This is a genomic window from Pseudomonadota bacterium, from assembly GCA_030775045.1.
Taxonomy (GTDB): Bacteria; Pseudomonadota; Alphaproteobacteria; order JALYJY01; family JALYJY01; genus JALYJY01.
This window is the reverse complement of record JALYJY010000005.1, coordinates 1,715-20,597: the sequence shown is the minus strand read 5'-3', so window position 1 is coordinate 20,597 and position 18,883 is coordinate 1,715. Positions and strand designations below refer to the sequence as shown.

The following is an 18,883-nucleotide window of genomic DNA, read 5'->3' as shown; positions in this document are numbered from 1 at the left end:
CACGGCATGCCGCGCACAGAAGTCATTCCGGAACCCCCGTATACAACCCTCCACAAACAGAGGGTGCATCGCGAAATCCCCCTGATAAATCCCTGTCCCGGGCGCTGGCCTGGTGGTCCTTGCGGAGCATGAACCACCCGATCCCATCCCGAACTCGGAAGTGAAAGGCTCCAGCGCCAATGGTACTGTGTCTCAAGACACGGGAGAGTCGGTCGCTGCCAGGCCTGCACCCGGGACAGACCCCACATCACACATCGCTTCCTCCACAATGCATGCACCTCACGCGGGGTGGCAAAGTCCCGCCGTAGCCCCACAAAGGGGCGAAGGCGGAAGCAGCCCGCAAAATACACAGGTCCGGTTAACGCGGGGTGGAGCAGCCCGGTAGCTCGTCAGGCTCATAACCTGAAGGCCGCAGGTTCAAATCCTGCCCCCGCAACCACATACAGGGCAGTGTGGATGAAACTGCTGGTTCACACCGAAGCGCAAGGTGCGGCGAAGGTCCACAGGACCGTAGCCAATTCCTGACACCGAAACCAGTCTTTCTGAACAAGCTATACCCGCCGGCACAGAAAACCCTGTACGGATGGAATGGGCAGGATCGGGAAGTGTCTCCACCGGAAAATACTGGTGCGTGATGCGGCGACGATCCGCTATCCTGCTGCCTGCAGAAGTTCACGCCATGTTTTTTCTGGGCGGATCCAGACCTGCGTCCGGGGGCGCCAGTAGAGGGAAAGGTGAGGCTCGATCAGCATCAGCCATCCATTCGAACATACGTACCGGTTTCTGTCCCGCAAGACAGAATTAATCACCAGCAGCTTTTGAAATACCATTATAAACATGTCAGATATCAGCTCCTTGTCATGAGAACCCCATTTATTCTGCTGGAATACTGCCTGGGGGAAGAAATTTCTTGTTTTTCATGTCCAGTCGTTGCTAGGTTTCCAGACAGGAAAACAATTTTCCGGTGTGCCGCCTTGCCCGGGCAGTCCCTTGCCAATCCATTATTTTCATAGTCAGGTCCTGTTACGGAGGATCACACATGGACAGCCCAAATATCATTGTCACAGGCGGGGCGGGATTTATCGGGTCTGCCCTGGTAAGATATCTGGTCAGTAATACCCCTTACAGGATCATTACTGTAGACAGGCTGACATACGCGGCAAATCCCGAAAATCTTTCAGATCTGGATCACGGCAGGCACATCCTTCTCCAGGAAGATATTGTCAACCAGGATGCCATGCGTGATATTTTCAGCAGATATCGTCCGGTTGCGGTGATGAATCTGGCTGCTGAAAGCCATGTTGACCGGTCCATCGACGGTCCCGGGACTTTTATCCAGACGAACATTGTTGGCACATATTCTCTTCTGGAAGCGGCCCGGTCCTGGTGGGCCAGCCTTCCTTCCGGTGATGCGGAAAAATTCCGCTTTCTCCATGTGTCAACGGATGAGGTGTTTGGCTCCCTGGGAGAAACGGGCTATTTTACGGAAGAAACGGCCTACAGGCCAAATTCGCCATATTCCGCCAGCAAGGCCTCATCGGATATGTTGGTTCGGGCCTGGCACCATACCTACGGCCTGCCTGTCCTGATCACGAATTGCTCGAACAATTACGGGCCCCGCCAGTTTCCTGAAAAGCTTGTCCCTCTCATGATTGCCAATGCCTTTGAGGGCAAGGCCCTGCCTGTGTATGGTAACGGACAGAATGTCAGGGACTGGCTGCACGTTGAGGATCATGCCAGAGCCCTGCACCTGGTCCTTGAAAAAGGACGCCTGGGGGAAACCTATACCATAGGCGGGCGTGCCGAGAGTACGAACCTGGATCTTGTACGCATGATCTGCCGGACAATGGACGGGGTATGGGGTGAGGGGATCTCGACCCCCCGGGAAAGCCTGATTACCTTTGTTGCAGACCGCCCGGGCCATGATCACCGCTATGCCATTGACTGCAGCAGGATTGAGCGGGAGCTGGGCTGGAAACGGCAGTTTACCCTGGAGACCGGTATCCGGGCAACTGTTGCCTGGTATCTGGAAAACCAGCGCTGGTGGCAGGACCTGCGTGCAAAGACCTATCAGGGGCAGCGCCTTGGTCTGGGTGCGGGCGTACAGAAAAACGAAAGAATTGCTGCGTAGGCAGTTTTTACTTTCGCAGGCCGTGTGTTAGGAATGGCCAAGTCAGAATTTAATGAAAAAGGGGTTCCCCATGTCAACAGTTGCCATTATGTGCCAGATCCCGGCGGAATTGCCCAAGATTGTCGTCTTTGTCGATGCATTGCTGGCAGCCGCCCGCAGGACCGGGGAAAACGTGGTTCCTGTAATTGTCCAGGTCGGAAATGCTGTCAGTAAACAAGCGTTTGACGATATGGGTATCAAATGCGAAGTCCTCCGTGTCTGTCCGGAGGAGGAGCTCCCTCTCTATGTTGATTCCATCAAGAAGACTGCGGCGCTGACAAACAGTGTGGCTGCTGTCCTGAAGGACCAGAAAGCTTCGGTTGTTGTTGCCCTTGCAGACAATACAGCCAACCTGGCCGGGGCCCATGCCGGAAGGGCGCACGGCCTGAAGCTTGTCCACGGCGAGTCCGGACAGCGGACTCCAAATCTTGAAGCGGATGGCGAGAATTACGGTTATGCGCTGATCGGCTGGATGGCGGACCTCTGCTATGCATCCACGCAGACCGGTGCTGACAACCTTCGTCGTGAGGGAGTCCTGGGACGGGTGGTTTTCACAGGTGAGCCCTATCTGGATTACTACAGGGCCCTGGTGCAGAAAGATGGAGAAAAAGCAGAAGCCTTGAGACACTCCCTGAGCGGAGGGCATTCCTATTACCTCGCAGTCTTCAATACCAGGGGTGTAACAGGTGATGCAAAAACCCTTATCCCGCTTCTGGAAGCCTGTGACAGGGCGGACAGGCCTGTTCTTCTGCCTGTGACCCCCGGGCTGCAGAAACTGATTGGACCATGGACGCCCTCCGGGAACCTGAAATTCAGAGAGGAACAAAGCCTGGATAACCTGCTGCATCTGATGGCCGGTGCTGAAAGGTTTGCGACCTCTTCACATTCCATGGTGCGGTTTGCCTATTTTGCCGGAATTCCCGCAGTTGCCGTGTTCCCGGACGGTCATCCCAATGGATGGCATGATCTTTATGAAGCCAAACAGTGTCTGCCTGTAGGTCCCGATCCTGTCAAATTCCTGGAGGCCTTGCAGACCTTTAAAACGGTCCCCTGCTCACCGCATCTTCTGGGAGACGGTACGTCAGGACCAAAAATGGTGAAAGCCCTGTTCGAAGTGATGGGCTGGAAACCTGAACCTTCTGCACCTGCTGCGCCTGCGACCGGTGCTCTCCTGTTCTGAAGCAAGCAGGGCCGCAGGCAGGGGCATGCCTGCCTGCCGGGCGCAGAATCCTGTTTGAAGGGGATACCGTCTTCTGTATATAGGGACCAGCATCCCTATCGGAAGGCCGTCCATGAAAGGCATTATACTTGCCGGGGGCAGCGGAACCCGCCTGAGGCCCCTTACGGACATTGTCTGCAAGCAGCTGCTGCCTGTGTACGACAAGCCCATGATCTATTATCCCCTGTCCACACTGATGATGCTGGGCATCCGGGATATCCTGATCATCAGTACTCCCCGGGATACCCCTGTTCTTGAAAATTTTCTCGGAAATGGTGACAGGCTGGGCATCCGGCTGTCCTATACTGTCCAGGAAAAGCCGGAAGGGCTGGCGCAGGCTTTTCTGCTGGGCGAATCCTTTATTGCAGGTGAACCCGTCTGTCTGATTCTGGGGGATAATCTTCTGTACTGGGGCAACCTCGGGGGTCTGTGGAAAGACTGTGTTGAGTTGCAGCACGGAGCCTTTATCCTGGGATATCATGTCAGGGATCCGGAGCGTTTCGGGGTTATAGAAATGGATCCTTCAGGCCTTGTCCTGTCCCTGGAGGAAAAACCGGCGCAACCCAGATCGAATTATGCAGCCATTGGTCTGTATTTTTACGATTCCCGGGTTGTGGATTACGCAAAAAGCCTGCGCCCTTCAGCACGGGGAGAGCTGGAAATTACGGATCTCAACAATCTCTATCTCCGGGACGGCAGCCTGAAGGCAAAAGTTCTGTCCCGGGGCTCTGCATGGCTTGATGCCGGTACCTTTGAAAGCCTGATGCGGGCATCCAGCTTTATTGAGGCGGTTGAGGAACGCCAGGGCCTCAAGATAGGCTGTCCTGAAGAAGTAGCGTACAATATGGGCTATATTGACAGTGAAAAGCTGAAACAACTGTCGGGGGATTATGCAAAAAGCGCCTATGGGGCCTATTTGCAGATGATTGCAGAAAACAGGTGACAGTCATGAACAGTTTTGCAGTGCGCCGGGCCGAACGCCCCTGTCTCGTTGATATTCCGGAATTTTCTGATGAAAGAGGCTCTCTGGGAGTTGTGGAACTGTCCGGGACTGTTGGCTTTGAGGCCCGCCGTTTCTACTATCTGTATGGTACGCGCGAAGGAGAGGTCCGGGGCCGGCACTGTCACAGGAACCTGTATCAGCTGCTGATCTGCCTCGGCGGCAGGGTCCGGGTACGGCTTGAAGATGCCGGCGGACAGACTGTTTTTGAACTGTCGGACCCGCAGCAAGGCCTGGTTATTCCGCCGGGCTGCTGGAGGGAACTGGACAGTTTCAGTCCTGATACCGTTGTGGCTGTTCTGGCATCGCATGAATATGATGAAGGGGACTATATCAGGGACTATGAACAGTTCCGGCGGGAATTCTGTTCTCCCGCAAAGACGGAAACAGTACCCTATATCCCCATGGACCGCTATCACAGGGCGATTGGCCCGGATCTGGAGAAGGCAGCCCTTGCAGCCCTTCGGTCCCAGCAGTTCATCGGCGGGCCTGCCCTGCAGGAATTTGAGGTATCCTTTGCCCGATATCTGGGTGTCCGGCATGTTGTGGGCTGCGGCAATGGCCTGGATGCACTGGTCCTGATCCTGCGTGCCCTGGAGATTGGCCCCGGTGATGAGGTTGTGGTTCCAGCCAATTCATTCTTTGCGTCGGCACTGGCAGTTGACATGGCCGGGGCAAAACCGGTGTTTGCAGATGTCGATCCTGACACCCATGGCCTGACCGGAGAAACGCTTGAAAAGGCTGTAACATCCCGCACCAGGGCCGTCATGCCTGTCCATCTGTATGGCACCCCGGTTGATATGGACAGTCTCGGGCCCGTGGCTGCCCGGCACAATCTTCATGTCATAGAGGATGCTGCACAGGCACACGGCGCCCGTTTCGGGAACACGCAGTGTGGTGCTTTCGGTATTGCGGCAGGATTCAGCTTTTATCCAACCAAGAATCTCGGAGCCTATGGTGATGCCGGTGCTGTTGCCACGAATGATGATGCCTTGGCTGCCCGGATCCGCATGCTGGGAAATTATGGGTCAAAGGTCAAATATCATCATGAGATCATGGGGACGAACTCCCGCCTTGACCCCCTCCAGGCCTCCCTGCTGTCCGTAAAGCTGAAGCATCTGGAAACCTGGAACGAGCGCAGGCGCCAGCTGGCACAGATCTATCTTGAGGGACTGGATGGCATTGGCATTTATGGCCTGCCCGCGGTTCCCGCAAAAGGTCTGTCTGTATGGCATGTATTCCCCCTGCGGATCCGTTCCGGACTCCGTGACAGGTGCAAGGCATGGCTGCAGGAGAAGGGGGTCGGTACAAACATCCATTATCCTGTGCCCATCCATCTCCAGCCTGTTTATGCTGGTCTGCAGCACAGTCGTGGGGATTTCCCTGTCAGCGAGCAGTCTTCGGATGAGCTGCTGTCCCTTCCGCTTGATCCTTTCCATACGGAAGAAGAAATCCGCACAGTTGTCCGTCATCTGGAAGAATTTGCAGAAAAGAAAGCAGGATAATTGCCTGCGGTTCAGGGTCTTCTGCAGGTCTTTCTGGAAATTCAGAAGACAGATGTTTTCTGTTCGATGTCATTCCAGAGTCTGATAACCCTTTCATACCAGGGATGACAGGGTCGGGGATCCAGGAAAAGATCGTCCAGCAGTTTTTTCAGGAAAACAACTCTCTGGTCCAGGATGTTGTTATCCCGGGTGGCTTGCTCAAAAGGCTGGCTCAGGTGCAGGATGTTCTGGTCAGAATCCCGGATGGTGAAAACCGTGTTCTGGCTGTGGCTGTCCACATGGATGCTGCAGGGTACAAGACCTGCGCCTGTGATACGCGCAGTCCAGCTTGCAGCCTCTCCCGGAGATCCTGCAGGGATGTGTGAAAAATCAGCGGATGTGTAACCAAGTTCTGCCAGCAGGGCAATCAGATGAATGCCATAAAAGCGCAGGGCGCCCCCGCCTTCAGCATGAAGCCGTTTCCATGTGGGAACATTTCTGGCGTAATGATGGGCCTGGAAGCACCATTCCATGACGTCTGCGCCACCTGAACGGCCCAGCAGCTGGCTGCCCCAGTCAGTAAAACGGAAATTGTAACCAATCCGGAATATTTTTCCTGAAGCTTCCAGCTGTTTCAGAAGACTGTCAGCAATGGCTGGAGAGACGGCCAAGGGTTTTTCCAGAAGCATGTACTGGATATCCGGGTATTCCAGGCACTTTTCGATCCAAGGTGCCTGCAGGGCCGGGGGGAGGGCGATGATAACAGCACTGCATTCCGGCAGTATGCTTTCAGTGTCTCCAAGCCATATAATGCGGTCTGCCAGATGGTGGATATCATTTCGGGCCAGAAGCCGTTCCCTGTAGCGCACCGGTAACAGGACATCTGCCGGAGATGTCTGTAACAGGGCAGGCAGATAGCCATATAATCCGAAGCCGCCACCAATAATGGTTGCTTTCATCTAGGCGGTACTTCCGGTGAAATGATATCAAGGATAGGGCCTCTGTAGCCCCGGGACTGCATGTAGTTCCGTATTTCCCTGCTGATATGCCATGCCAGATTGATCAGTGGTGCATCTGTTCCGGCGGGATCAAATTCATCATCGGACAGGATGGGAATGCGCGTACCGGGAATATAATGCCCAACCTTGTTTGACTGCGGTTTTTCATACACAGCCCGGATATGGGTTTCATCCAGGCCGAGCAGCCTGACAGGAATGGCCGCACGGCCCGGAAAGGCCTTGCCGCTGAGCCTGCCGTACTTTCTTACCGCAAGGGTGATTTCCTCAAGTTTCCCTTTTTTCCAGGGGACCAGTCTTTCAGACATGGTCTTCAGTTCCCTGCCGAAGGATTTTTCACGGGGATGGACTGTGTCCCATCCGGCGTGTTTTCCCTGGCCTGCCCGTGGAGTATACACGACACGGATATTACCATTATAGCGGGGTGGAAATTCCACAGCGGCTATCTGCATCCCCAGCGCATCACCAATAAAGGCAAAAGAGGTGTAGCTGTAGGTCCTCGGATGTTCGTGATAAAAGGTATCGAACTGGAATTTTTCCAGGACAGAACCAAGATAGTGGTTCTCAATAACAATGACAGTCCTGTCATGTTTCAGGACTTTCAGGGCCTGGATAACATCTGCCAGCCCCTCGATATGGGCAAATACGTTGGTAAATGTAATGATGTCAGGCTTTCCGTTGATCCTGACAAATTCCTGTGCAATGTCACCGGTGAAGAAATCATTGATTGCTGTATGGCCTGCCTGCACGGCATCCTCACAGGCCCCTGTAGGCTCAATACCGAAAGTTCTGGCCCCTTTCTCCCTGAAAATTGACAGCAGGCTGCCGTCGTTGCAGCCGATATCCAGAACCTTCAGTTCCGAAAGGGGACCGCATGTTTTCTCACATGTGGCCACAAATTCACGCATGCCGTTCAGAACATCTGCCGTGTGGCGTGCACGGTAATGGTAACTGCGGGGAAAGAGCTCCTGCTTTGGTATCTGGAAGCGCTGATGGGCGGTGCAGCATTTCTCACAGAAAAGGATTTCAATGGGATACTGCCTGCAGATCCGCGTATCGCCAATGGGAACCAGATCATCACACATGGGGTGCATTCCCAGATCAAGCACCGGGACAAGAACCCTGTTTCCGCAGACCTCACAGTCCTTTATTTCATTCAACATCTTCTGCTGTTTCCCTGTTTCCGGAGCCGGAATGATAGGCATGGATCTGCCTCAGGCAGACTGTACGCATATTGTCCTGTTCCTGGCAGGCTCTTGCCCATTCGGCTGTTTTTATCAGCGCCTCATCAAGTGACCATATGGGTTTCCAGCCCAGTTCGTACCATGCCTTTGTATGATCCAGGGCCAGCATGCCAGCTTCATGCTGCTGTCTGTCAGGCATTACAACCTGCATATCAACAGGTTTTCCGGAATGATGGGAGAGCCGGCGGACTATCCATTCAACAGAACATACATCTTCCATGTGGGGGCCAAAATTCCAGCCTGAGGTAAATCTGTCACCTTTTTCATACAGGTTCTGTGCCAGCATCAGGTATCCGGCCAGTGGCTCCAGAACATGCTGCCAGGGGCGTGTTGCATGGGGATTGCGGACAGTCAGCGGGATCTGTTTTTCGATGGCGTTCAGGATATCAGGAACCAGCCTGTCCCTGGACCAGTCTCCCCCACCGATCACATTGCCGGCCCGTGCAGTTGCCAGACCAACACCGTTGTGACGGAAAAATGAGTTCCGCCATGCTGCGGATAAAAGTTCGGCATAGCCTTTGCTCGCAGAATAGGGGTCGTGTCCGCCCATCGGGTCAGTTTCGCGGTAACCCCACTTTATCTCGCGGTTTTCGTAGCATTTATCACTGGTGACAACAACAACAGCACGTACCGGTTTCAGGGTGCGCACAGCTTCCAGGAGATGGACAGTTCCCATGATGTTGGTTGCAGCTGTTTCCCCGGGCTGTTCGTAGGAAAGGCGCACAAGGGGCTGGGCTGCCAGATGGAAGACGATTTCAGCCTGTGACACCTGCAGTGCTTTCTGCAGGGCAGGGGCATTGCAGATGTCACCGATAACAGATGTCATCCCCTTTTCAATACAGGCAAGGGAAAACAGGTTTGGCTGGCCGGAGGGGGCAAGGGCATAGCCGGTAACATCAGCGCCCATGTCCTGCAGCCACAGTGACAGCCAGCCACCCTTGAAGCCTGTGTGGCCTGTAAGAAAAACCTTTCTGCCTTTCCAGAAATCCGGGGAAACTCCGATATTCATGCCCGGGTTTTCCACGGGCAGTGATCAGTGTTCCACAGTTCTTCCAGATGGTTTTTGTCCCGCAGTGTATCCACGGATGACCAGAAGCCACGATGGCGCCAGGCCATCAGCTGGTCGTCAGCAGCCAGCCGTGAAAGCGGTCCCTGTTCCCAGACGGTCCTCTCATTCTCAAGGTAGTCGAATATGCCGGGTTCAAGAACGAAAAATCCGCCGTTGATCCAGGCGTTGTCACCTTTTGGTTTTTCCAGAAAGCTGGTTATGGCGTCTGTGCCATCCCTGAAGGATACCGCTCCGAACCGCCCTGGCGGCTGAACAGCTGTGACCGTTCCCAGCTTTCCATGGGAAGCATGATATTTCACAAGATCTGCAATATTGACGTCGCTGACGCCGTCGCCGTAGGTCATGCAGAATGTGCTGTTTTCCAGATAGTCCCGGACCCGCAGCAGACGGCCCCCTGTCATTGTATCTGTGCCGGTATCAACCATTGTAATTGTCCAGGGTTCAGCACGGCGTTGATGAATCCTGATGTCAGAGTTTTCCAGATTTACAGTGAGATCGCTGGTATGCAGAAAGTAATTCGCAAAATATTCCTTGATCATGTAACCTTTATAGCCACAGCAGATGACAAATTCATTGATGCCGTGCGCACTGTAGATCTTCATGATGTGCCAGAGGAGGGGTCTGCCGCCGATTTCAATCATCGGTTTTGGGCGCAGGCCTGTTTCCTCACTGATGCGCGTGCCGTAGCCACCCGCCAGAATAACAGCTTTCATTATGTCTTTCCATAACAGAGCAGGGATTTTTTATATCAGCAGAAGATCGGGAATACAAGTTTTGCCATCCGGAAAGATGTGTCAGAAATGAAGGCCTGTCCGCTGTTCTGTCAGGTTATCCTGGCACAGGATCTTTCCTGCCTGAAATGGAAGAAAACAGGATATCATACTGACCTGCTATGCTGGCGGGATCCATGAAAGAGGCTGCCCGCAGTTTTTCCCGTCCCTCTGAACCTGAGCTGTGCCTCAGCCGGGGGGAGCCAGCCAGTTCAACAGCCCGGGCGATATAATCCTCGACAGTAACGGCAACAGCATGATCCATGTCCAGTTCCCGGACAAGACCGGCAGTGAGACTGGATCTGTAACGGCTCCCCTGCAGCGTTACGACAGGTATGCCAAGGCTCAGGGCTTCAGTCGTTGACGTTGCGCCGCAGTAAGGAAAACTGTCCAGATAGATATCACCTGCAGCCAGATGTGCCATTGTCTGGTCCCGGCCCTGGGCCTGCGCAACGATAATACGATTGCGGGAAACCCTGTATCCATCACACAGTCTGTACAGCATTTTCATGAAGAAACTGCCAAAGCGGGCTTTTATCATGTCAGAACTGAAGGGCATGAGAAGAAGCCTTGAGCCGGGCACCTGGCGGAGAATCCCCAGCCAGCATGACAGGAGATCAGGCGTCAGTTTCAGCATCTGTGCATTTGAAACGAAAAGAATATCCTCGGGGAAAACGCCGAGTCCAGCACGCTTCTGGACCCTGGACTCCCTGGTTTCTGGTGGAACCGGCATATAAAATCCAATTCCGGGACAGGGAAGGATCTTCTCTGTCATTTCCTCCTGAAGGGAAGGACCCAGATATCTCTCACCTATAATAAAATAGTCCATGTTTCTGATGCCGGAGGTGGTGACATTGGCGCAGCATGTCATCTGGACAGGAGCAACACGATAACCAAGAACAGCTGCGAGGGGATTGTCAAAACGGCCGGACAGGGATGTTGTATTGATAATGATGTCCAGCCCCAGATTCCGGATATATGTAACAGAATCTGCAAGGCTGTCTTCTTTCAGCTGGTGATGGACCAGGCGTGGCCAGGCTTTTTCTGCCTCTGCCAGACCGTTATCGCTGAATGCGAGAATGTGGACTTCATATTTCAGACTGTCCATGTAATGAAGCAAAGGCAGAAAGAAATGGATTTCGCCGCGGTAGTCATAGCGAAGAAGCCCGATCCTGATTTTGCCCTGCTTCGGCTGTTTGGGGCTGACAGCAGCTTCGCTGATGCCGGGATACCGAAGTCCTGTATACAGATCCAGTATCTTTCTTTCGGCCTCATAGATGTCTTTCATGTTAGTGGAATTGCTGATCGGGACAGACCCGGAATAGGTCTGGCTGAAGATCCTGATTTTTTCTTCGGCGGCGACGGGGTCCGAAGCCAGAATATCAGCATAAAGCCAGAGGAAGGCCTTTCGCAGAAACAGGGAGTGTGAGTCTGCCTCGTTCCTGTCGCCATAAGGAAAGAAAACATTGAAGATGTAGAGATAGGCAGGAAGGATCTGACCCGGCCCGAGTTTTCCCATAAGCTCAAAAAAGGCGGTTTCCGGCAGTTCATTGGGCTTGAAATATAACATGCCGGCGAATAGTGCCCGTACCCTGTAGCTGGTATCTTTTCCTGTATCAGAGATCATATCAGGCAGCAGCTGTCTTGCTTTTTTATCCTGACTGTCAGGGGACCGGTTCCTTTTTTCAGGAGCAATGGCTGAAATATAGCTGAAGCTGTTGATGTATTTCAGAAATCCTTCATCGGATGACTGCAGGATCTGCCGGGCCATCCGGTGCCTGAAAGGACCGGATTCAGCAATTCTGGACCGGCATTTTATCACCAGGGCATGAATTTTCCGTACGAAAGCATATTTTTTCAGGCACACAATGGCGGATGATTTTATTTTATGAAAAGTCTGGTTTCTGTACTTCATTGCCAGAGCATGAATTTTCCGTAGGAGAACATATTTTTTCAGATGCCTGACAAGAAAGGATCTGGTTTTCTGCAGGAGGAGAGAATTCATGCTGTATTTCCTGAGCTCATTCTGTTTCGACAGTTAGGGTTCCTGGTTTCAGCTGTTCCGCATTCTGGAAGATAAGGGTTCAGATCCCCCGTGAATTCCATATTGCTGCTCTCAGTCCGGCGCGTCCAAAATCATTGCCATTATAGAACATGATAATCCGGCCATTCTGGAAGATGAGGCCCGGAAAGCATACTTCTTTCTGGCCATCAAGGGTATCTTCTGCCGAGAAGGCCATGCCCTCCTGACCAGGTTCTGTCCATGTATAGCCGTCAGGTGAGGTTGCATAACCCATATAACGGTATCCACCGTCCACATGACGAATGGAAAACAGACCATGATACTGACCCTGTTCCTTCCATATGGCACTGCGGCCATAACCGAAGATGTGCCCCGGCCTCACAGGAAAAACCATCCTTGATGTATCCGGCCAGTGAATACCATCAGCAGAATCCATGGTGCTGAGCTGGTATGACGGGACTGTTTTATCCCCAACAGTGATCTGTCCCTGGTATTCGGCATACCAGCAGCGCCATTTTCCCTGATCATGGAGAACAACCCCACCGGTCCGGACGGTACAGCCAGGGGTATTGGGGCCAATAACGGGATGTCTGTCATGACGCTGGAACGACAGGCCCCGGTCATGGCTGAAGGCAAGACCGGTGAACAGGGTATAGCGGGCCTCTGTATCCAGGCGTCGCCACCCTGCATAATAGAGACGCAGGCCCGTACCATCCCGGACAACCGAAAGGGGTGTGATACCGTCACAGTCAAAGCAGCCAGGCTCGGAGTCAGGAATAAGGGGGCGGGGACTGTAACCCAGGATCTTTCGGGGATCTTCCGGATCCACATCAATAAATCCCGGCCGGCCTGTCCTGTTGGCATCCCAGAAAGCAACAAACACACGGATCCGGTCATCAAGGGCGATTGCTGTCGGCACATAGGCATGACTTGCAGCCCAATCCGACAGCTGACTGACCGGAAAAATAACGCCGAGATCCTGCCAGCTCATCGGAAAATGCTCCCTGTCCTTCTGAAAAGGGCAAGTCTTTGTATGAATGTTCCTGCTATTCTTGCGGTCGCAAATCCCAGAGCCCGGGGTCGACGTCTCAGGACTCCCAGAAGCTTCTGCAGGGACAGGCCGGCCTTCTGCAGATGGCCGGCAGCCAGGAATTTGAAGGTATAGGTCATATAAAGCCTGGCCAGGCCATAGTCGATGGCGGCTGCATACTGCGGATACCCGTCTCTCATCAGGGAATAGCTTTTTTCCTCGTCCGTACAGTCCATCCTCTTGGTTGTATTCCCCGAATGGCGCCGGTACCTGGCCAGGACTTCCGGTATGAAAATCACCCTTCCCTGGTGCGCAATTTCAGTGAAATACATCCAGTCGGATGCCGTGCGGATCTCACTGCGATGCTGTGTTTTCCCGACGGCAGACCGGCGAAGCATGATTCCCATCGTGGGAAGAAAACAGCCATGCATCAGCAGGGATTCGGCGATCAGACCTTCCCGCGGTTTCTGTCCCGCCAGCGGGCTATTGTAGGTATAGAGTTGCTGTCCGGTATTGCTGTCAAAAACCTCGACATCATGATAGCAGAAAACAGCATCAGGATTCGCATCCAGGACAGCAGCCTGCCGGGACAGTTTCCCGGGCAGGAAAAGATCATCTCCCGCAAACCAGCAGACATAGTCTCCCTGAAGCAGGGGGACAGCCGAGTGGCAGTTGGCTGTTATTCCCAGATTTTTCTCATGGGCCTGCAGGACAATCCTGCCCGGATAACGACGTATATAATCCCTGACTATGGCAACGGTTCCGTCGCGGGATGCGTCATCTGATACGATAATTCTGAAATCCGGATAATCCTGGGAAAGGATACTGTCCAGTGTCTGGCCAACAAAAGCCTCCTGGTTATAGGTCAGAACGGCAATGGAAACAGGGCGTGACATTTTATTCCTGGTCTTTGTGCCCGACCCTGATGCGGGCATATTCTACGTAATTGCGAAAATGATCATTATGATCATACAGTGCTGCAAAACTGCCCTGATCCGTGATCCGTCCGTTTTCCATGAACAGGATACGGTCACAGTGTTTGAGGGTGGACAGGCGATGGGCAATCATTATGACCGTCATTTCACCTTTCAGGCCGTAAAGGAATTCAAAAAACCTGTGCTCTGTTTCCATATCCATGGCAGCACTGGCTTCGTCAAGAACCAGAATTCTGATATCCTTGTAGAATGCCCGTGCAATGGCCAGACGTTGCCGCTGTCCACCTGACAGCAGTTTGCCATCCTCACCAACCTGGGTTTCCACACCCTTTTCCAGATCCCGGACAAATTCCCACAATCCGGCCTTTTTCAGGGCAGAAACAACCCTGTCCATATCAATATCCGGTGCATCATCGCCAAAGGCAACATTATGGGCGATGTCAGCGTTCAGCAGAAACGGCTGCTGGTCCACGTACCCTGTAATACGGTGAAACCGCTCAATATCTGTGGCATCGAGACGTTGACCATCCAGAAGGACTTCTCCCGATCTGGGCGGAAGGAAATGGAGCAGGATGTTGACCAGAGATGTTTTTCCTGAACCGGATGCACCGGTAATTCCCACAAATTCTCCCGGTGTAACCGAGAAGTCCACCCTGTCCAGGACGGGGACTTCTGATTTCGGATAGGTGTATGTGACGTTCCTGAATTTGAGAGATTTCCGGAATGGAAGGGGAGCCGGCAGCGCAGAATCCCTTTCCCTGCTCTCATCAGGGGCATTTTCCTCCAGAATTCCAAGGGCTCTGGCTTCCGAGAAAAGTCTGTCCAGGGACGCTTTGCTGCTGTTGATCCAGGTTGTGGCTGTTATGCTCCGGTTGATAACAGGAATGATGCGGAAGGCGATTATTCCCAGAGTGCCCAGCTTTGCCACAGCCTCTGCACCGGAATCAGACTGATAGACAAAGAACAGGAATGCCCCGACAGCAAGACTCATGATAATGATCTCAATCGTTGCTGCAGGAAGAGTCTGGAGGAACTGGATACGTTCTTCTTCCCGGCTCAGCTGACTGACCAGTTTGCTGTAATCCCTGGAAAACAGCTGTGTCTTGTGATGGAGCCGTGTGTCCTTGTAACCCCTGAATGTCTGCTGGAGAACAGAAAACTGGCGGGCCGACAGCTTCTGGGTCTGCGCCCCTGTGCGCTCTACGGATTTTTTTATGATCCGGCTGTGTGCCCAGAAAAGGATCAGGGCGGCAGAAACAAAAACAAGGGCGACCTGGGAATACAGTTTGAAAAGGACAACAGCGATAATGACTGCGGTCAGAAGAAGATTGAAAAGGGTAATGAACTGGTGAACAAAATTGTTGATGACATAGGGTATGACAGACGAGATGACAGCAATCATATCGCTGGAACTGCGCTGCAGGAAGATCTCATAGGGGGCCCGGAGATAGCCTTGATAAAAGCGGCGCGACAGGTTGACCCGCCATCTGACCAGTGATGAAAATTCAAACCGCAGATACCCAATCCAGATCAGGTTTTTCAGGATAAAGATGCCGATAACGCCAAGTCCGACAAGGACTGTGAACTGTGCGGGGTCGGTCATTCCCAGAAAATGGTAAATGGGCCCCAGGACCCGGCCATGCTGGACCTTGTCTGGTGACTGGACAACAAGGATCAGGGGGAAAAAGGCCCATAAACCTATATACTCGACAAAACCCATCAGAATGCCGCCAAGGACGAGGAATGCCATCCGGCCCTGTTGCCCTGCTGAAAAATATCTCATATAGAGCAGAAAATTTTTCCAGTGCTGCAGCATCCTATTCGTCCATGGAATAAAGATGCCGGTCCTGCAGATTCATCAGGTGGTACAGAATCTGTTTTGTATGCTGGTCCAGATATTTTCCCATACCTGTACCCTTGGCGATTCTGAAGATCGAGTTCCGGAGAGAGGAAGGGGTTTTTTTCATGGCCCACAGCATCAGTTTCAGTGCAGATTCAGGAATACGGTACGCACCCCCGTAATCGGGCATAAGGCGTGAGACACTTCCTTCCCTGTCCGGGTTGAGAAGTTTTGTGCCACAGATCTGTTCAATATCCCTGAAGCGGTGTTTCCACCGGAACCCTGCTTCAATGGCTGCATTGGATGCTGAAACGACGTCCTGCCGCAGGGCTTCATTTTCCAGAAGCTTCCTGCATACGCTGTACGCTTCCCATGGAGTTTCATAAAACTGCAGGGGGATTTTTTCGCCAAAATCCTTCTCAAGGTCGGTCTTCCTGTCCGAAACCAGACAGGCACTGGATGCCAGAATATCCATAACCCGCCATGGATAACCGGTGATATTCTGGCTGTGGGATATGTTGATGCCGATCCGGCTCCGGTTATAGATATCCTGGTTATGGGCCAGGCTGTATGCAAACCGGGGATCATAGGACAGGAAAGTATTGATCGAGAAATGGATGGCAGAATACCATTCCTGTGTTCCAAAAATCTGGATCCCGAGAGGTGCGACCGCGGCAATAGTCTGGTTCCGGTTTTCCCCCGCACGTAACCCTCTCAGGGCACCTTCGGTTATCTGGAAATCCTCAAGATCGTTCTCTTCCAGGGCCCTGTCCAGGTTAAAATCCGGACCCTTTTCAAATTCCTTTATGAGAGCAGCTGTATTTTCCGGTTTTGCACCGGCGGCACACTGGATCCAGTAGTTCAGTATAAAATATGTTCCTATAAAGGAAATATTGTCCCTGATCTTTTTCTTCTCTGCCTTTATGGCTGTGGCAGCCTGTACCCTGTGAACTCTTGAAAGGGAGGGGGACAGGACCTGTCGGTATTCTTCTGCGCCAAATGTGGAAAAAGCCAGAAAAATATAGCGATCCTTCTTTTTCTGCACTTCTTCCTTGTTGTTGAAATAGGCCAGACTGTCTGCGTCCCAGAGGATGAAGGGACAGTCTACAGCATCTTCCATTCCCTCGATGGTGGAGTTGTTGAAGGCAATAACCAGATCCGGATTGAAGGACCGGATCCTTTCCAGGGTCAGTTTCCCGTCAATACCATTCAGAAGCTGGTTATTTCCGTTCCACGGCCTTTTTATGAAGTCACTGGACAGGATGTGCAGGACATCATTGCCCTGTTCTGCCAGGCTCTGGACGAGACCATCATAAAAACAGGAACTGTGCCACTGGCTGGAATGATGAATTCCCGAGAAATGGGAGACTATGACACGGGCCAAGACAGGCACTCCTTCTGGTCAGGCAAAGCTGAGGGAGAAAACAGTATGGTTGATTGCAGATCCGCCAAAGCCTTCCTTCTGCAGGATCAGGCCTTCGTTGAGAACACGGCCCGCCTCCTCGGTTGAAATGCCGAAACTGAAGTAGCGCCTGTCGCTGTAGAGTCCGATCAGATGTTCGAACAGTCCGTCAAGCGCACCATTTCTGAACCCTTCATCTCCGGCGCAGATGTACTGCGCATGTGCAACAGTCGGGTTTTCAAAAATCACAACACCTGCCTGGATCTCCCCGCCGGCTTCAGCCGTTTGAAGCCTGATATTCTGCGGGAAGCGGGAGGCCAGAAGCCGGATTTCTTGGAGAGTGTGGACAGGTTTCTGGCCATGTCTCTCTTTCAGCCGTTCTGACAGAAGGTGCCAGAAATCATCCCAGCGGTCACTGGGCTGGTACGTAATTCCGGCCTTCTGCGCCTTCCGTGCCCCGCGCTGGCGCAGGCTGCTGATCTTTCCCCGGCTGGCGTAGTTGATCACCGTACTGACATCCATGCGTGTCAGCTCGGCCTTCTCCCTGAACAGGGCATAGAGATCTTCTTCCGCGGGATGGATGTGATAGATGTAGGGAATCGGCTTGTAGACCAGTTTTTTGACGCCAGCTGTCCGCAGATGCCTGGTAATTTCGCCGAGGATATGCAGCATCAGCGGGGTATTTATGCTGTCCTCGCGGGTTATGATACCCCCGAAAGTCAGGCCCTGATGGCTGTAAACCGTATCTCCCCCGATATTGGCCGGAAAAAGGGCTGCCAGACGATCCTTTTCATACACAAGCAGGGAGCAGTCCGTGAACCGGTCGCTGTGATACTCCATGTAATCGCGGTTGAACATGAAGTGTCCGTTCTTTGCCTTTTCAAGGAAACCATTCCAGGTATCCCTGTGTGCGGCACGGTCGTATTTTTCCACCCGGACAGTCATCAGGCGTCACCCGCGCGACAGAATCTTGTTGCTGTAACCCTGTGCGGCGCTGCCGGAACACCCATCAGTACCTGGTCAGGCTGTGTTGATTTTGTGACCGCGGCACCCATGGCAATGAAATTATCCCTGGCAATCACGACCTCTTCCGCAGTGGCGGAATTCACACCCATAAAACTGCTTTCACCAATCCGGCACAGACCCGAGATAACGACATGCGAGGCAATAAAGACATGGTCCTCGATAATGGACCCATGGCCAATATGGTTTCCTGACCACAGGGTTACATTATTGCCGATTTTTACAAAAGGCTGGAGTGTATTGTCTTCAAGGATGAAACAGTTTTCGCCGATCTGGACATTGTGCCAGACAAAAGCGCGGGAACTGACATAGCTGGTGAGTGAATACCCCAGATCCCGGATCCGCTGGACCAGACGGGTACGGATGCGATTGAGCTTCCCGCTGCCCACCGCAACAAAAACATCCACCTCGCCAGGCGGAAATGAAGCCGGAAGATCCTCCAGCGCCAGAACATGCCTGTCAAGAAAGCGCCCATCCCCCACGTAATCCCGTTCTGTTGCATAGGCCTGGATGGCATGGCTGGAATCATGGACAAAATATTCCGTGGCTATTCTTGCTATCTCGCTGTTGCCGACAATAACCAGGGGCTTTTTCATCAGGGTCTCCGGACCAGGAGGTCTTCGCGGCGATTGGACATAGGCAGTCCGGGATCCTGGGG

At 52.9% G+C, this 18,883-nt stretch carries 15 protein-coding genes, 1 tRNA gene and 1 rRNA gene; 6 read left to right on the top strand and 11 right to left on the bottom strand.

Annotated features, from left to right (window positions below; translation table 11 throughout):
* The first annotated feature begins 108 nt into the window (after nucleotides 1–108).
* From rrf to M3O22_00840, 6 genes are all read left to right on the top strand, one after another.
* A 5S ribosomal RNA gene (rrf, locus tag M3O22_00865) occupies nucleotides 109–224 on the top strand.
* Nucleotides 225–362: 138 nt separating this feature from the next.
* Nucleotides 363–439, top strand: a tRNA-Met gene (locus M3O22_00860).
* 600 nt (nucleotides 440–1,039) lie between these two features.
* Nucleotides 1,040–2,131 (top strand): dTDP-glucose 4,6-dehydratase, encoded by a 1,092-nt coding sequence (gene rfbB / locus M3O22_00855; GenBank protein MDP9195318.1) that lies wholly within the window; start codon nucleotides 1,040–1,042, stop codon nucleotides 2,129–2,131.
* Between the two features lie 70 nt (nucleotides 2,132–2,201).
* A complete protein-coding gene (locus M3O22_00850; GenBank protein MDP9195317.1) occupies nucleotides 2,202–3,350 on the top strand; it encodes a UDP-N-acetylglucosamine 2-epimerase in 1,149 nt (382 codons plus the stop codon).
* Nucleotides 3,351–3,462: 112 nt separating this feature from the next.
* The gene (gene rfbA / locus M3O22_00845; protein ID MDP9195316.1) at nucleotides 3,463–4,332 is read left to right on the top strand and encodes a glucose-1-phosphate thymidylyltransferase RfbA; all 870 of its coding nucleotides are present in this window, start codon (nucleotides 3,463–3,465) and stop codon (nucleotides 4,330–4,332) included.
* A gap of 5 nt (nucleotides 4,333–4,337) precedes the next feature.
* Nucleotides 4,338–5,894 (top strand): aminotransferase class I/II-fold pyridoxal phosphate-dependent enzyme, encoded by a 1,557-nt coding sequence (locus tag M3O22_00840; GenBank protein MDP9195315.1) that lies wholly within the window; start codon nucleotides 4,338–4,340, stop codon nucleotides 5,892–5,894.
* A gap of 41 nt (nucleotides 5,895–5,935) precedes the next feature.
* Here M3O22_00840 and M3O22_00835 read toward each other — a convergent pair whose 3' ends face one another.
* The 11 genes from M3O22_00835 to M3O22_00785 all read right to left on the bottom strand — a co-directional run bounded on the left by M3O22_00835 (nucleotide 5,936) and on the right by M3O22_00785 (nucleotide 18,821).
* Nucleotides 5,936–6,832 carry a Gfo/Idh/MocA family oxidoreductase gene (locus M3O22_00835; GenBank protein MDP9195314.1) on the bottom strand — a complete coding sequence of 299 codons (897 nt, stop codon included), beginning with the start codon at nucleotides 6,830–6,832 and terminating at the stop codon, nucleotides 5,936–5,938.
* Nucleotides 6,829–8,094, bottom strand: coding sequence for a class I SAM-dependent methyltransferase (locus M3O22_00830; protein ID MDP9195313.1), 1,266 nt, complete (start codon nucleotides 8,092–8,094; stop codon nucleotides 6,829–6,831). The genes M3O22_00835 and M3O22_00830 overlap by 4 nt, the downstream gene beginning before the upstream one ends.
* Nucleotides 8,042–9,142, bottom strand: a complete 1,101-nt coding sequence (gene rfbG / locus M3O22_00825) for a CDP-glucose 4,6-dehydratase (protein MDP9195312.1) — start codon at nucleotides 9,140–9,142, stop codon at nucleotides 8,042–8,044. Before rfbG ends, M3O22_00830 begins: the two co-directional genes overlap by 53 nt.
* Nucleotides 9,139–9,915: a glucose-1-phosphate cytidylyltransferase gene (gene rfbF / locus M3O22_00820; GenBank protein MDP9195311.1), complete on the bottom strand. Its 777-nt coding sequence runs from the start codon at nucleotides 9,913–9,915 to the stop codon at nucleotides 9,139–9,141. Before rfbF ends, rfbG begins: the two co-directional genes overlap by 4 nt.
* 115 nt (nucleotides 9,916–10,030) lie before the next feature.
* Entirely contained in the window at nucleotides 10,031–11,977 is a 1,947-nt protein-coding gene (locus tag M3O22_00815; protein MDP9195310.1) for a hypothetical protein, read from the bottom strand.
* A gap of 79 nt (nucleotides 11,978–12,056) precedes the next feature.
* Nucleotides 12,057–12,986 (bottom strand): glucosyl hydrolase, encoded by a 930-nt coding sequence (locus tag M3O22_00810; GenBank protein ID MDP9195309.1) that lies wholly within the window; start codon nucleotides 12,984–12,986, stop codon nucleotides 12,057–12,059.
* Nucleotides 12,983–13,921, bottom strand: a complete 939-nt coding sequence (locus tag M3O22_00805; protein ID MDP9195308.1) for a glycosyltransferase — start codon at nucleotides 13,919–13,921, stop codon at nucleotides 12,983–12,985. Before M3O22_00805 ends, M3O22_00810 begins: the two co-directional genes overlap by 4 nt.
* Nucleotide 13,922: 1 nt before the next feature.
* Nucleotides 13,923–15,710 (bottom strand): ABC transporter ATP-binding protein/permease, encoded by a 1,788-nt coding sequence (locus tag M3O22_00800; GenBank protein MDP9195307.1) that lies wholly within the window; start codon nucleotides 15,708–15,710, stop codon nucleotides 13,923–13,925.
* Nucleotides 15,711–15,777: 67 nt separating this feature from the next.
* Nucleotides 15,778–17,184 carry a glycosyltransferase gene (locus M3O22_00795; GenBank protein MDP9195306.1) on the bottom strand — a complete coding sequence of 469 codons (1,407 nt, stop codon included), beginning with the start codon at nucleotides 17,182–17,184 and terminating at the stop codon, nucleotides 15,778–15,780.
* Between the two features lie 18 nt (nucleotides 17,185–17,202).
* Nucleotides 17,203–18,147 (bottom strand): GNAT family N-acetyltransferase, encoded by a 945-nt coding sequence (locus tag M3O22_00790; GenBank protein ID MDP9195305.1) that lies wholly within the window; start codon nucleotides 18,145–18,147, stop codon nucleotides 17,203–17,205.
* Nucleotides 18,147–18,821 (bottom strand): acetyltransferase, encoded by a 675-nt coding sequence (locus M3O22_00785; GenBank protein MDP9195304.1) that lies wholly within the window; start codon nucleotides 18,819–18,821, stop codon nucleotides 18,147–18,149. The genes M3O22_00790 and M3O22_00785 overlap by 1 nt, the downstream gene beginning before the upstream one ends.
* Between the last annotated feature and the right edge of the window lie 62 nt (nucleotides 18,822–18,883).